The sequence below is a fragment of the Burkholderia sp. AU31624 genome, from assembly GCF_020420065.1.
Taxonomy (GTDB): Bacteria; Pseudomonadota; Gammaproteobacteria; order Burkholderiales; family Burkholderiaceae; genus Burkholderia.
The window spans coordinates 114189-127704 of record NZ_JAIZRT010000002.1; the positions used below are offsets into that span (position 1 = coordinate 114189).

The window sequence follows — 13516 nt, forward strand, 5'->3', positions numbered from 1 at the left end:
TCGTCATGAGATCCGAGACCAGGAGGATCGCCGGCATCGCCGCGATGGTGTGCGGCGGGGCGACGTGCGTGAGTGCGGCGGCGGTGCAGGACGGCGCGCCGACCGCGACGGTCGAGCCTGTCGCGCAGGCGAGCAGCGTCGTGTCGGCAGCCGCCGCGAACGCAGGCGTCGATACGGCGCCTGCCGAGCCGGCGGCCGGGGGCGCGCCGATCCAGCGTGCCGGGCCGCTCGCGATGGCGGAGTGCGCGGCCGGGCCGCCGGCCCCGGAACCGGAGTCGGGCGGCGCGCAACAACGAAACTGGGCGGCAACCGGTGCGATCGCGCTCGGCGACGCGCGCCTCGATGCGATGCGCGGCGGCTTCGATATGCCCAGCGGCCTGAAGATTTCGTTCGGCGTGTCGCGTGTCGCGTTCGTGAACGGCACGCTGGTGACGACGACCAGCTTCAACATCCCGGACATCAGTCATATCACCGCGCAACAGGCGCAGGCGCTGGCGGCCGCGAACGCGGGCGCGTTGATCCAGGTGGGCGCGGGCAACGCCGCGCAGCCCGCCGCGCTGCCGGCGCTGACCGGCGCGGTGATCCAGAACACGTTGAGCAACCAGCAAATCCAGGCGCTGACGACGATCAACACGACCGTCAACACACTGGCGACGTTCAAGAACCTGAACGTGATGTCGACGCTGAACCATGCGCTGCTCGGCGCGTTGCCGGGACGATGAGGTTCGGCGAGCGCTTGATGATCGGCGGAGGAGCGGGTCATGGCACGCGGGGGCCGGCGTGCGGCCCGCCGTCGGTGCATGTCGGCGATCAGAATGCAATCGGCACGCGCAGCGTCATGACCACGTCCGGCGTGTCGCGCGTGAGGCCCGCGCCGATCGAAAGATTCAGCGTGGTCTTCGGCGACAGACGGTACGAGTAACCGAGGAGCAGTGAACCGAGGATCACGCGCACCGAGCTTGGAATCGTCTGGCCGTTCTGTTTCGTGGGCAGCACGATGCTCTGGTCGTAGCCGAGGCTCACCGACGCTTTCTCGTTCAGCGCGAGGCCCATGCCGATGTTGAAACCCCAGATGTCGCCGGGTTGCAATTTTCCGATGAAATCCTTCTGCCCGTCGCGAATCGTGAGGCTGAGATTGTCGCGGCTGAAGCTGTGCAGATAGCTCAGGTTGCCGAAGAACACCACTGGGTCGGACGGAAAGAGCCAGGTGAGGCCCGGCTGGATCGCGTAGAAGCCCGAGCCCGTCGGCTGCTCGAGCGGCAGGCCGGTGCCGGTGGCATTGCCGACGCAGCGCGTGACGCAGTCGGTGACGACGTCGAACGGGCTCTTGCCGGTGGCGGTCTTGAAGCGCAGCCAGCCGATGTAATAGAACTTGTCGGGGCCGCCGGTATTGAACTGGTAGCGCAGCGTCATTTCGACGTCGCCGAGTCCTTTGCCGTGGCTGTTGAATGCGTTGTCCTGGGCGGAACCGGTGAAGATCTCGCGGCTGATCGTGTCGTTCGTCGAGTACACGTAGGGGACGCGGACTTCGACCTCCATCCGGTTGGTGATCCCGTAGCGCACCGCGACCGCGCCGGTCAGCGTGGTCGTCTTGACTTCGCGCACGTCGACCAGGCCGATCAGCAGCGCGGGGATGATCGTGTAGCCGACGAGTGCGACGCGGTTCGACGACGAATAGTTGAACTGGAACGACGGCTCGACGACGAACTTGTGCTTCGGCGTCAGCACGCCGGGCTGATCGAAGATCGGCGCGACGGGCGGCGGTGCGGTTTCCGCCACCGGCGCCTGGCCGATCGGCTGGCTCGGTGGCGCGGCGGAACCGGCCGCGGATGGCACGTTGCCTGCCGTGCCAGGTGCGCCGCCCGGGGCGCCGGTATCGGCCGGCGCCGCCGCGTCGCCGGTGCCGCCGGCCTCACCGGGGCCCGCACCGCGCCGGGCCGCGAGTTCCCGGTCGTCCAGCGCCCGGCTCAGGCGCGACAGATGGGCTTCTTCGTCGTTCAGTTTGCGCTTGAGCGCGCTCAGTTCCTGCAGATGACGATCGACTTCGTGGCGCAATGCGGAAATGTTCTCCTGGGTCGACTGGGCGTCCAGCGACTGCGCCTGCGCCTGGGCCTGAAAGAGCAGCACGCTTGCATACGTGATGGCACGGATGCAGCGAAATGGCATGCGTTTCACGGCGCGTCTCCCCCATCGGGCCTGCGGTTCCCCCCCCCGGGGCACATCGCCGGCAGGCCGGCGCGTGCGTTGCCCTGGATCGCTTCGCGTCGCGTCAGGCTACGCGTTTGCCGAACGCGCGTCACATCGCACGCGAGCCACCCGTTTCTCGGGGACTTTCGTCAAAACCGAATGCACGTTTCGCGCCTGTGCACACGGGCCGCGCTGCCTGTTCATGGCAGTGTTTTCCCGTGTGCCGGCGGGCGTTGTCCCGAGCGGACGAGGCAGGGGGGCGGCGCGTCAGTGCGGGACGGTTTCGCGGGTGTGCGCCGGCGCGCCGGCGGTTTCCGTGCGCAGCGCGTCGGCCAGGATCAGGTCCGCGCCTTTCTCCGCGACCATCATCGTCGGCGCGTTGATGTTGCCCGACGTGATGTTCGGAAACACCGACGCATCGACGATCCGCAGCGCCTGCAGCCCGTGCACGCGCAGCGACGCATCGACCACCGACGTCGCCGCGTCCGGCCCCATCGCGCACGAGCCGCACAGGTGATAGATCGAACCCGACTGCTCGCGGAAGTACTGCAGCATCGCTTCGTCGGAATCCACCTGCGGCCCCGGCGAGATCTCCTCGACGGTCATCGATTTCAGCGCCGGCGCACGCATCAGCGCCCGGATCACCTTGCTGCCCTGCACGGCTTCGTCGAGATCCTTCTGTGTGGTGAGCGCGTTGATGTGGATCTTCGCGGCATCTTCCGCGCGGTTCGACGCGATCTCGATCGTGCCGCGGCTCGTCGGCCGGCACGGGTTGAACGCGATCAGGAAACCCGAATAAGGCTCGGGCTTGATGCTCGCGCGATCGCTCTTCGGAATCCGGTACGACAACGGGTTGAAGTAGAGCTGGAGGTTCGGCTCCGGCGTATCGTCCGTGCCGCGGAAGAAGCCGCCCGCCTGGTTCACGCTCATCGCGAGCGGGCCGCGCTTCGTCAGCAGGTAGCGCAAGCCGATCTTCATCTTGCCGATGAGCGTGCCCATCTCGTCGTTCAGCGTCGGCCGGTTCGCCTTGAAGTAGAAGCTCACGCACAGGTGGTCCTGCAGGTTGCGGCCGACGGCCGGCAGCGCATGCACGAGCGGCACGCGCCGGCGCGCGAGCAGCGACGGATCGCCGACGCCCGACAGTTGCAGCAGCTTCGGCGTATCGACCGCGCCGGCCGAGAGGATCACCTCGCGCGCGGCGACGAGCGTCTCGTCGCCGTGTTCGCCTGCGACGACCACGCCGGTCGCACGTGTGCCGTCGAACGTCACGCGCCGCACGAGCACGCCCGAGCGCAGCGTGAGGTTCGCGCGGCCCAGCGCGGGGCGCAGGTACGCGAAGCTGCTGGAGCAGCGCTCGCCGTGCTTCGTGTTCAGGTCGTAGATGCCCGCGCCTTCGAACCGCGCGCCGTTGAAATCGTCGGTGCGCGGCAGGTTCAGTTGCCCGCAGCCCTTCAGGAATTCGTGGACGATCGGATGCACGTCGGCCTTCATCGACGTGATGTGGATCGGCCCGGTCGCGCCATGATGCTGCGGATCGGTCGCGCCGGCCGCGTGGGTTTCGAGCTTGCGGAAGTACGGCAGCACGTCGTCGTATGCCCAGCCTGGGTTGCCGGCGTTCGCCCAGTCGTCGTAGTCGCTGCGCTGGCCGCGCACGTAGACCATCGCGTTGATCGAGCCCGATCCGCCGACCACCTTGCCGCGCGGGCAGTACAGCTTGCGGTCGGCGAGCTGCGCCTCGGGCTCGCTGTAGTACATCCAGTTGTAGCGGCGGTTGTAGTAGGTCTTCGTGAAGCCGACCGGCACCTTGAACCAGAACGACGCGTCGCGCTCGCCCGCTTCGAGCAGCAGCACCGAGTGCCGGCCCGATTCGCTCAGGCGGTTCGCGAGGATGCAGCCGGCCGAGCCCGCGCCGACGATGATGTAGTCGTAGCTCATGTGTGTCCTTTGCGCTCAGCCCTTCGCGGGCGCGAGATCCTTCACGTCGACCGGGTGCTCGCCCATCTGCAGGTGAAGCCGTTCGCCGGTGTACGGCATGTGGCGCTTCACGACGTCCATGTCGAGCTCGATGCCGAGGCCCGGTTCGCTCGACGGGATGATGTAGCCGTCTTCCCAGCGGATCGGCGTCTTCACGACTTCCGCGTGGAAACCGCCCCACGTCATGATGCTTTCCTGGATCAGGAAGTTCGGCGTGCAGGTCGCGAGCTGGATGCTCGCGGCCGCGCCCACCGGGCCGTTGTACAGGTGCGGCGCGATCTGCGCGTAGTGCACTTCGGCGAGCGTCGCGATTTTCTTCGCCTCGAGCAGGCCGCCCACGCGCGCGACGTTCAGTTGCAGGATCGACGCGCCGCCCGCCTGCAGCAGCTTGTGGAATTCGTACTTGGTCGTCAGGCGCTCGCCAGTCGCGATTGGAATCGACGTGTGCTTCGCGACTTGCGCGATCGCTTCTTCCTGGCCGGGAGGGACCGGCTCCTCGAACCACAGCGGGTCGTATTTCTCGAGCCGCTTCGCGAGCCGGATCGCCGACGACGGCACCATCTGCCCGTGCGTGCCGAACAGCAGATCGGCCTTGCTGCCGACGGCTTCGCGCACGCGGCGGCAGAACAGTTCGCAGCGATCGAGTACTTCCAGCGACAGTTGATGGCCCGAGTAAGCCGTGTACGGGCCGGCCGGGTCGAACTTGACGGCCGTGAAGCCGAGCTTCACGTTCTCCGCCGCGCATTCGGCGGCGAGATCGGGATCGTCGTAGTCGTATTCGCCCTTCGCGTTCTTCGGGTAAAGGTACGTGTACGAGCGCAGCCGCTCGTGGATCTTCCCGCCGAGCAGTTCGTACACGGGCTTGCCGGCGGCCTTGCCGATGATGTCCCAGCACGCCATCTCGAGGCCGCTGACGACGCCCATCATCGTGAGATCGGGCCGCTGCGTGAAGCCGCTCGAGTAAGCCTGGCGGAACAGCCGTTCGACGTGGTGCGGATCGCGGTTGAGCAGATGGCGTTCGAACACGTCGTCGATGATCGGGGCCATCGCCTTCGGGCCGAACGTCGCCGAATAGATCTCGCCGACGCCTTCGATGCCGTCGTCCGTCTTCAGCTTCACGAAGATCCAGTACATCCCGCCGACATGCGGCGGCGGCACGGCGACGATATGGGTTTCGAGCGAAACGATCTTCATGCGGACTCCTGGATGCGATTGAGGCGGTACTTGAGGAATGCGGCGGCGCCCGCGCCGCAGAGCGCGATGGCCGCGATATAGCCGAAATAGAGCTGGTAGCCGTGCGCGCCCGGGTAGGTCTGCGTCACGTAGCCGTTGATCAGCGGCACGAACACGTCGGGCGAATAGCCGAGCACCGAGATCAGGCCGATCGCGAGGCCCGCGCAATGCGTCGGCACCTTGCAGTCGTCGAGCAGCGACCAGTACAGGCCGCGGATCGCGTAGGTGAGGATGCCGATGAACAGCACGAGCACGACGAGCATCGCCTGCGGGCTGTGTGCCGGTGCGGCGATCAGCCCGACGAGCGACAGCGCGGCGAGCACCAGCGCCCAGAACAGCACGGACACCTTCGATACGCGGTCGCCGAGGAAGCCGCCGCCGATGCCGCCGATGGGGCGCATCCACAGCTTGAGCGTCGTGATGAAGCCGGCCGCCGTCGCGCTGAGCCCGAAGTTGCCTTCGTGCAGGTACGCGGAGAAGCTGTAGGTTGCCCAGAACACCTGGTAGCCGCAGAACACGATCGCGGCGACGAGCCACAGTTCGGGGATCGCCGCGAGCGTCTTCAGGTCGGTCAGCACGTTGCCCCGGGTGCGCTTCGCGGCCGCGGCACGGTCGCGCGTGTTCGACGGATCCTTCACCAGCGCGAGCAACACGCCGAGCGCGATGCAGAAGAACGCGTACAGGTGAACGACGAGCTTGAAGCCGGCAGCGTCAGTGCCGCCGCGTGCCTGCGTGACGTACGCGAACAGCGTGATCGCGATCGTGGCGAGCAGTGCCTCGACGAGGCCGCGGCCGCCGTCGAGCAGGCCGAAGAAGCGGCCCTGTTCGTCGGGGCCCGCGATCATGTTCACGCGCTTGATCACGGCCGCCCAGAACGTGAGGCCGGTGGTCAGCCCCCAGCCGCCGAAGATCAGCACCAGCAGGTCGAACGACGGCCCGGTCGCGTAGACGAGCCCGAGCGCGCCGGTGGCGAGCAGCGAGAAGCAGATCAGCCAGCGCGGCGACAGGCGGTCGGCCAGCCAGCCGCTCGGCAAATAGCTGATCAGGAAGATCGTGCCGAGCGACGAATACAGGTAGCCGAGCTGCACATCGTCGATACGGAAGAACTGCAGCATCGTCGGCTGGTACACCTGCCGCAGATACAGCATCGGGTAGATCGCGCCCGCGGCGATCACGAGCAGCAGCAGTTGCAGGTAGCGTTGCGCGCGGGAATGCTGCGACGCGTGGGCGTCGAGCGCTTGGTCCTGCAACGCGAGCGACGCGGCGGGTGTCGACGGTTGGGTCGGCATGATGTCTTCCTCCATCAGGCATCCTTAAGGCGGAGGCCTGCAGATTTTTTATGTTCTGGTTGGGTCAGGGGCGGCGCGCGCGACGTGGTGTCTGGGGGCGCGCGCCGGCAACGGTGCGTTTGGCGTGGCGACGTCAGTACTTCATGACGACGAGGCGCGTCTGCGTGAATTCGAGCATCCCGTGCTTGCCGTCGTCGCCGCCGAGGCCCGAGCGCTTCCAGCCGGCGTGGAAGCCCTGGTACGGATCGGCCGGCGTGCGGTTCACGTACAGCTCGCCGGCTTCGATCGCGTTCGCGACGGTCATCGCGGTGCGGTAGCGCTCGGTGTAGAGCACCGACGACAGGCCGAACTGGTGGTCGTTCGCGAACCCGATCGCTTCGTCGATCGTCGTGTAGCGCAGCACGGGCATGATCGGGCCGAAGGTTTCCTCCTGCACGATCTCCATGTCCTGCCGCACGCCGGTGAGCAGCGTGGCCGGGTAGAAGAAGCCGGGGCCGGCGGGAATCGCACCGCCGGTTTCGAGCGTCGCGCCGGCTGCGATCGCGCGTTCGACCATCCCGTGGATGTGCGCGCGCGCCGATGCGCTGACGAGCGGGCCCATCCGCGACGCGTCTTCCGCACGGTCGCCGATGCGCACGGCCGCCATCTTCTCCTTCAGCAGCGCGACGAAGCGGTCGTGCACGCTGTCGTGCACGTACACGCGTTCGATTGCCGTGCAGAGCTGGCCGCAGTGCGTCGTCTTCGACGCGACGAGTGCGGCAGCCGCGCGTTCGAGGTCGGCGTCGGGCTCGATGATCGCGGGCGTCTTGCCGCCGAGTTCGAGCGACGGCTTCGCGATGTTCGCCTTGCAGTAGTCGAGCACCTTGCGGCCCGCGTTCACGCTGCCCGTCAGCGTGATCATGCCGACGGCCGGATGCGTGCACAGCGCTTCGGCCGTCGCGTGGTCCATCGTCAGGATGTTGACGACGCCCGGCGGGAAGCCGGCATCGTCGGCGGCTTTCGCGATCTCGAACGCGGACACCGGCGTGTGGTTGCTCGGCCGCACGACCACGGTGTTGCCGGCGATTAGCGCGGGCGCGACCTTGCGCAGCAGCGTGTAGACCGGGTAGTTGAACGGGATCAGGCACGCGACGACGCCGATCGGCTCGCGCTGGAGGAACAGGTTCTCGTCGGGCGTGTCGCTCGGGATGATCTCGCCCTCGATCCGGCGCGCCCACTCGGCGTGGTAGCGCGTGATCTGGCCCGCGTAGACGGCTTCGTTCGACGCATCCTCGACGCTCTTGCCGGATTCCTGCGCGAGCGCCGCGCCGATCTCGGGCGCGCGTGCGGTCAGTGCGTCGGCGAAGCGGTGCAGGTACGCGGCGCGTTCGGCGCTCGGCAGCGTGCGCCACGCCTTCTGCGCGGCGGCCGCGGCGTCGACGGCGGCGAGCGCGTCGGCCGGTGTCGCGGCCGGCACGCGCGCGAACGGCGCTTCGGTGGCGGGATTGTGGACGACGATGAACGTGTCGCTTTCCGGGGCGACGAAACGGCCGTTCACGTAGTTGCGTTCGGTGCGCATGAAGTGACTCCTCCGATGAATGCAGGCGGATCGCTTCGAGTGGCGACACGCGTGGCACGGGATAGCGGCCATTCTGTTCATGCGTTTAGCGCACGACAAACGACTTATTTTCGCGTCGAGCATGAGAAAAACGCACGTTACTCGGCGAATCGGCCGGAGTCGCCCATCCGGCAAGGCTGCCGTGGCGTGGGCCTGGAATGGAGCGGGCGGAGGGCTGTCGTATTTTCCGACTGGTCCGAGTGCGGACTGACGCGGAAGGCGGTAAGGTGTCGCCCGCGGTGGAGGGTCGAGAGCTGTCGAGCGTGGTTGGGGCGGGTCGCGCGCTAGGCCAGCGGCACTTGCGGCAGCGGCGACGACGGTTCGAGATGGCGCTTCGCGAGCCACACTTCCTGCTGCAGCCAGTCGCGGAACTGGACGATGTGCGGCAGGTTCGTCTGCTCGGGCCGCGTGACGAACCAGTACGACTGGTGGCCGTCGACGTGCACGTTGAGCACTTGCATCAGCTGCCCGGTCGCGAGTTCGCGCGCGACCATGTGGCGGTCCGCGATCGTGATGCCGAGGCCGTCGATCGCCGCGCGGATCGCATGGTCGAGCAGGTCGAATTCGTAGCCGCCGCGCGTGTCGACGTCGGCGATGCCGGCCGCTTTCAGCCAGTGCTGCCAGGTCAGGTAGCGCTGGTCGTCGGTGGCGAGCACGTGCAGCAGCGTGAAGCGGTTCAGGTCGATCGGCGCGCCGTCCTGTCGCAGCCGCGCATACAGCGCGGGCGCGCAGACGGCGATATGCTGCTCCTGCATCAGCAGTGCGTTGTCGAAGCCGTCCCATTCGCCGTCGCCGAACCGGATCGCGCAGTCGAGCACGCGCGATTCGCCGAGGCTGTCGTGGATACGGGTCGTGAGGCTCAGCTCGAATTCGGGATGCGCGTCGCGCAGCCGGCCGAGGCGCGGCATCAGCCAGCGCGCGGCGAAGGTGGGCGGCACGTTCGCGCGCAGGCGGTTCAGGTGGGTTTTTTCCTGCAGGCTGCGCACGGTGAGCTCGATCTTGTCGAACGACTGCTGCAGCGCGCGCAGCAGCACGCGGCCGGCCGCGGTCAGTTCGAGCTGGTGATGGCGGCGCTCGAGCAGGGTTTCGCCGAGCTGGCCCTCGAGCTGGCGAACCTGGCGGCTCACCGCGCTCTGCGTCACGTTGAGCAGCTCGGCCGCGCGCGTGAAGCTGCCGGTGCGGCCGGCCATCTCGAAGGCTTTCAGCGCATTCAGCGCCGGCATCTTGCGTCTCACGGGGCGGTGTCGTGTTGGGTGCGGGATGCTTATTGTAGGCGGGTGGCGCGGGCGCGGCGACGCTGAATGGCGGCGACCGCGGGCGCGGGGTTTTATGGGATGGCGGCTCGCGTGCCTTGTCGCGACAAGGCTGCCCGCAGGCGGGCCGGCGGTGCCGGCCGGCAACGATACGAACGATACGAACGAAGGGGACACACATCATGCGACGCCTGCCATCGTTGATCGCACTGCGATTTTTCGAGGAGACCGCGCGTCACCTGAGCTTCAACCGCGCGGCGGTTTCGCTGTGCGTGACGCAGGGGGCGGTGAGCCGGCAGATCCGGCTGCTCGAGGAAGCGCTCGGCGCGCGGCTGTTCGAGCGCGATCACAAGGGTGTGCGCCTGACCGATGCCGGCCAGCGGTTGCTGCCGTTCATCGGGCAGGCGTTCGACACGATCGAACGGGGCGTCGGCGAAATCGCCGCCACGCGGCCGGGCGCGAAGCGGCGGCTGACGGTGTCGCTGCCGCCGACGTTCGCGACGCAGTGGTTTTCGCCGCGGCTCGGCACGCTCGCGGAGGCGCTGCCCGACGTCGAGCTGTCGATCCGCACGGAGCCCGATGACGATTGCCATTGCCACATCCGCTTCGGGCGCGCGGCGCGCGCCGGGATGCAGTCGGAGCTGCTGATGATGGAGCGGCACGCGCTCGTCGGCGCGCCGCGCTATCGCGGCGATGCGCTCGACGTGCTGCTCGGCCGGTTGCCGTCGCTGCATGTGCTGCACGAAGGCAAGCGCCTGACGCTGTGGGCCGACTGGTGCGAGCAGGCGGGCGTGCCGCCGGCGCGGATCGGCGACGGCATCGAGTTTTCGACGCTCGAACAGGCGATCCGCGCGGCGCGCAAGGGCGCGGGGCTCGCGGTGGTCGACCTGAACATGATCGAGGAGGAGATCGGCGAGGGCAGCCTCGTGCGGCTGTCGCCGGTGCAGCCGATCGGGCCGTTCGGGTATTGGCTCGATGTCGAGCCGGAGAGCGTGGCGGTCGAGCCGGTGATCGCGTTTGCTGCGTGGTTGCGGGAGCAGGCGGGGAGGCGGGGGTAGGCGGCCTCGTTGCTGAGACGCGGCTGATCTTTCTGTGGAAACAATCGGATCAGTCCGCACCGGTCGTGTCGTGCTTCTGCCTTCCGTCTGTGTCAAAGATCGTTACCAAGGGGGAGATCGGTACGATCGTTGTGGGCGCGGGATGTGTGGTTGTGTTCAGCCGATCACAGATCGGGTGCGTGTCCGAAATGCATGAGTGTTTCCCTGCGTGCCATGGCTTCTGCTTCGGCATCCGAGATGATCGGCAACTGGCACTTCGAGGGATCGATGCGCCCCACGTTGAAGACGGCTCGTTTCGGCGGGGACGCGGATGTGACGGCGGCCCGTGCGTCGTGTTCAATGGCAGATTTGCGCATGACCCGAGCCAGGCTGTGATTGAGTTCGCGCGTGACGACTGCATCAAGGAGGCGGCGGGCTTCCGAGAGGCGAACGGGACGATGTTCACTCGTCGGGCGACCACGGCGCGTGATCCGGAACCCTGCGATCGGCGTGTGCTTTGCGTTCATTCGTAAATCCCCTTTTCGATCAAGTAATTATGCAACGTCTGCACGGATCTTCCGTGCGGCGTAACGTCGAAAGTCATCCAGCGATGTGATCCTGCGATGCGCCAGAAATCTCGCCCGAATCGCGTTGCGTAGAGTGCGTGCAGCGATCGAAGCGACCCGTCGGCCAGACCGACCGGGTCGCTCTGGAAATACTGGAACAGGGCTGCTTCGTCGCTTTGCTGGTCGGGAATGGGCGCATCGAAACCGAGCCGAGGCCAGGCGTAGTACCCAAACAGTCGACGTCCGCCGGGTTTTGGCGCTGCCTTGCGGCCACCCGCTGCCAATGCGTTGATGCGGGTGATTCCCAGCGTATCGCACGCTCTGACGATCCGCCACAGCATGGCTGCTCCGAGGCCGGCGATAGCGCTATCAGCCAGATCGATTGTCTTGAGTTCGATTGCGAACGTGTCCGATTCTCGAAAGACGGCGATGCGATTCTCCGATCGGATCAATGTCGGGTGCGTGACGGCGAACGTCAGCCTGTCGGCGCTGTCGAGATAGGCTTGAATGTCCGATCCGGCCGGCGCGCCGCACAACGCAACGAGCAGTTCGTCGGGGACGCTGCCGCTCACCCCGAGCAACGCGGAAATATCGAGATCGTTTCGATCGACCGTGAGCCGATCATCGAAGTACGTCGTCTCGTACGGCAGGACGTGACCGAGATCGACAGTTTGAGCGGGCATGGCTTCCGGCAATGAATGGAAAGCCCCCAGCATATCGGCGCTCATCCGGCGGGCAGAGTCCGCCAAACGGCCAATCACGAAGCGGCGCGACCGCCCGTCCCGCCCGCCCTACGACCAGTCGAACGTCAGCAGTGCCACGCGGCTGGCCGGCTCGTAAAACAGGAGAATCGAGTCCGCGCCCATCGCGCGGTATTCCCAGCCGGTGACGCGGGCGACGAAGCGAAAGCGCGCACCGTCGGGGCCGAGCGGCCGGATGTCGTCGGGATTGCGGTCGTCGACCGGAAAATCCGACGCGCCCGACCAGTTGCCCCAGCCGACCGATCCGCCGAGCTGGTCGATCAGGTTGCACGGCTTTTCCTGGCTGAAATCGCGCTCGTCCGGCGCGTACTGGTTGGACGAGTAAAGCACGCCGTATTCGGCGAACCGCTTGCGCGCGGTTTCGATGCTGGCCTGTTGCTCGGCGTAGTGCGCCTCCAGTTCCGCGCGATAGCCCGCGTCATGCGCGCCGGGCGGGTTTTCCAGATAGAAGTAGCGCGGGTCGCCGAGCAGCGTGTAGCGGTTGTTCTCGTCGAGCCGGAAACCGATCCAGTTCGCGCGCAGATAGTCGTTGTGATACGCGGCCGTGTCCTGCCCGACGAGCCCGTCGTACGGCTCGACGGGGCTGAGCAGGTGGATCCAGCCCTCCCACGACGGATTGACCGTCGACAGGTCGATCGATATCAGCGGATGCAGGTGGCGCGCGAGTGCGGCGTTGGACTCGGCAAAGACGTCGGCGTCTGGCGGGTAGACCTTCAGGCCAGGTTGTGGCGTGACGATGTCTTCAATCATGATCGCTGCTCGCACGGTGAGGTCCGGTAAGGCTACACGAATGCGCACGAAAACCGGATGAAGGTCCGGCGCCAAAGCAGCCTTCCTGAAGCGCGTCCCGTTCCGTTCATCCGCCACGATCGGCACCACTAAAGCATTCGTGCCGATCTTTTGGAGCCCCTCTTCTTGATAACTGTTGATAAACTGGATACGCTCGACGGATCGAATTCAATCCGGTCGGGAGGTCGACATGATCAGTGCAGAACTCGGGCAGCAACTGGAGGCTTACGTCGCGAAGCTGGTCGAATCGGGGCGCTACGGATCCAAGAGCGAAGTGCTTCGGGAAGGTGTACGCCTCATCCAGGATCGCGAGGCACAGCTGAACGCGCTGGACGCGGTGATCGCGCGCAGCCTGTCCGATGCGGAAGCCGGACGCGGCGCCGACGCAGCGGAAGTCTTCGATCGTCTCGAGGCGAAGTATCGGGCCCAGGCGGATCGGCAGGCCTGACCGTGCGCCTGTCCGATTTTGCGATTGCCGAACTCGAAGCGGTCGCCGATTACATTGCACGCGACAACCCGCAACGCGCCGTAACGTACGTGCGGGAGATTCGCGATCAATGCCTGAGCCTGGTCGCGATGCCGCTGGCGTTTCCGCTGGTGCCGCGCTACGAGCGTCACGGCGTGCGGCACCGCGTGTACGGCAACTACCAGATCTTCTATCGGGTCGTCGGCGATCCGCCTGCGCGGATCGACATTCTTCACGGCCTGCACGGCGCGCGGGACTACGCATCGATCCTGTTCTGAGCGAACGTGCGCATCGCATCGCGTCACAAATGAACGAACCCGGCCGTGGCCGGGTTCGTTCGAATCGAGCGCAGCATCGCCGCGGC

At 66.7% G+C, this 13516-nt stretch carries 13 protein-coding genes; 4 read left to right on the forward strand and 9 right to left on the reverse strand.

Features of this window, described 5'->3' with window-relative positions; genetic code table 11:
• The first annotated feature begins 5 nt into the window (after window positions 1-5).
• Window positions 6-722, forward strand: a complete 717-nt coding sequence (locus LGM89_RS05690) for a hypothetical protein (protein WP_226272538.1) — start codon at window positions 6-8, stop codon at window positions 720-722.
• Window positions 723-810: 88 nt separating this feature from the next.
• Here the strand turns inward: LGM89_RS05690 and LGM89_RS05695 are convergent, their stop codons facing one another.
• From LGM89_RS05695 to LGM89_RS05720, 6 genes are all read right to left on the reverse strand, one after another.
• Window positions 811-2175 carry an acetate kinase gene (locus LGM89_RS05695; RefSeq protein ID WP_226272539.1) on the reverse strand — a complete coding sequence of 455 codons (1365 nt, stop codon included), beginning with the start codon at window positions 2173-2175 and terminating at the stop codon, window positions 811-813.
• A gap of 279 nt (window positions 2176-2454) precedes the next feature.
• Entirely contained in the window at window positions 2455-4122 is a 1668-nt protein-coding gene (locus LGM89_RS05700) for a GMC family oxidoreductase (RefSeq protein WP_226272540.1), read from the reverse strand.
• Between the two features lie 15 nt (window positions 4123-4137).
• Window positions 4138-5355 carry a mandelate racemase/muconate lactonizing enzyme family protein gene (locus tag LGM89_RS05705; RefSeq protein WP_089497863.1) on the reverse strand — a complete coding sequence of 406 codons (1218 nt, stop codon included), beginning with the start codon at window positions 5353-5355 and terminating at the stop codon, window positions 4138-4140.
• Window positions 5352-6683 (reverse strand): MFS transporter, encoded by a 1332-nt coding sequence (locus tag LGM89_RS05710; RefSeq protein ID WP_226272541.1) that lies wholly within the window; start codon window positions 6681-6683, stop codon window positions 5352-5354. Before LGM89_RS05710 ends, LGM89_RS05705 begins: the two co-directional genes overlap by 4 nt.
• Before the next feature lie 133 nt (window positions 6684-6816).
• The gene (gene aldA, locus LGM89_RS05715; RefSeq protein WP_089497861.1) at window positions 6817-8241 is read right to left on the reverse strand and encodes an aldehyde dehydrogenase; all 1425 of its coding nucleotides are present in this window, start codon (window positions 8239-8241) and stop codon (window positions 6817-6819) included.
• A gap of 323 nt (window positions 8242-8564) precedes the next feature.
• Entirely contained in the window at window positions 8565-9503 is a 939-nt protein-coding gene (locus LGM89_RS05720; RefSeq protein ID WP_011356424.1) for a LysR substrate-binding domain-containing protein, read from the reverse strand.
• A gap of 212 nt (window positions 9504-9715) precedes the next feature.
• Here LGM89_RS05720 and LGM89_RS05725 point away from each other — a divergent pair, with 212 nt between their 5' ends.
• A complete protein-coding gene (locus LGM89_RS05725; RefSeq protein ID WP_226208170.1) occupies window positions 9716-10591 on the forward strand; it encodes a LysR substrate-binding domain-containing protein in 876 nt (291 codons plus the stop codon).
• A gap of 164 nt (window positions 10592-10755) precedes the next feature.
• Here the strand turns inward: LGM89_RS05725 and LGM89_RS05730 are convergent, their stop codons facing one another.
• The 3 genes from LGM89_RS05730 to LGM89_RS05740 form a co-directional block, all read right to left on the reverse strand.
• Complete coding sequence (locus LGM89_RS05730; protein ID WP_144023133.1) at window positions 10756-11097, reverse strand: hypothetical protein; 342 nt, start codon at window positions 11095-11097, stop codon at window positions 10756-10758.
• Window positions 11094-11864: a hypothetical protein gene (locus tag LGM89_RS05735; protein ID WP_226272542.1), complete on the reverse strand. Its 771-nt coding sequence runs from the start codon at window positions 11862-11864 to the stop codon at window positions 11094-11096. The genes LGM89_RS05730 and LGM89_RS05735 overlap by 4 nt, the downstream gene beginning before the upstream one ends.
• Window positions 11865-11927: 63 nt before the next feature.
• The gene (locus LGM89_RS05740) at window positions 11928-12647 is read right to left on the reverse strand and encodes a hypothetical protein (RefSeq protein WP_226208173.1); all 720 of its coding nucleotides are present in this window, start codon (window positions 12645-12647) and stop codon (window positions 11928-11930) included.
• Between the two features lie 229 nt (window positions 12648-12876).
• On the opposite strand from LGM89_RS05740, the gene LGM89_RS05745 reads away from it, so the two are divergent.
• Both LGM89_RS05745 and LGM89_RS05750 read left to right on the forward strand, forming a co-directional pair.
• Window positions 12877-13134 carry a type II toxin-antitoxin system ParD family antitoxin gene (locus tag LGM89_RS05745; protein WP_071333298.1) on the forward strand — a complete coding sequence of 86 codons (258 nt, stop codon included), beginning with the start codon at window positions 12877-12879 and terminating at the stop codon, window positions 13132-13134.
• Window positions 13131-13430 carry a type II toxin-antitoxin system RelE/ParE family toxin gene (locus LGM89_RS05750; RefSeq protein WP_226273001.1) on the forward strand — a complete coding sequence of 100 codons (300 nt, stop codon included), beginning with the start codon at window positions 13131-13133 and terminating at the stop codon, window positions 13428-13430. The genes LGM89_RS05745 and LGM89_RS05750 overlap by 4 nt, the downstream gene beginning before the upstream one ends.
• Window positions 13431-13516: the final 86 nt, after the last annotated feature.

Bases quoted from the DNA above. Each gene is read 5' to 3' on its own strand.
- LGM89_RS05740 (WP_226208173.1), bottom strand. From the start codon at position 12,647: ATGATTGAAGACATCGTCACGCCACAACCTGGCCTGAAGGTCTACCCG.
- LGM89_RS05710 (WP_226272541.1), bottom strand. From the start codon at position 6,683: ATGCCGACCCAACCGTCGACACCCGCCGCGTCGCTCGCGTTGCAGGAC.
- aldA (WP_089497861.1), bottom strand. From the start codon at position 8,241: ATGCGCACCGAACGCAACTACGTGAACGGCCGTTTCGTCGCCCCGGAA.
- LGM89_RS05705 (WP_089497863.1), bottom strand. From the start codon at position 5,355: ATGAAGATCGTTTCGCTCGAAACCCATATCGTCGCCGTGCCGCCGCCG.
- LGM89_RS05720 (WP_011356424.1), bottom strand. From the start codon at position 9,503: ATGCCGGCGCTGAATGCGCTGAAAGCCTTCGAGATGGCCGGCCGCACC.
- LGM89_RS05730 (WP_144023133.1), bottom strand. From the start codon at position 11,097: ATGAACGCAAAGCACACGCCGATCGCAGGGTTCCGGATCACGCGCCGT.
- LGM89_RS05745 (WP_071333298.1), top strand. From the start codon at position 12,877: ATGATCAGTGCAGAACTCGGGCAGCAACTGGAGGCTTACGTCGCGAAG.
- LGM89_RS05690 (WP_226272538.1), top strand. From the start codon at position 6: ATGAGATCCGAGACCAGGAGGATCGCCGGCATCGCCGCGATGGTGTGC.
- LGM89_RS05700 (WP_226272540.1), bottom strand. From the start codon at position 4,122: ATGAGCTACGACTACATCATCGTCGGCGCGGGCTCGGCCGGCTGCATC.
- LGM89_RS05725 (WP_226208170.1), top strand. From the start codon at position 9,716: ATGCGACGCCTGCCATCGTTGATCGCACTGCGATTTTTCGAGGAGACC.
- LGM89_RS05735 (WP_226272542.1), bottom strand. From the start codon at position 11,864: ATGAGCGCCGATATGCTGGGGGCTTTCCATTCATTGCCGGAAGCCATG.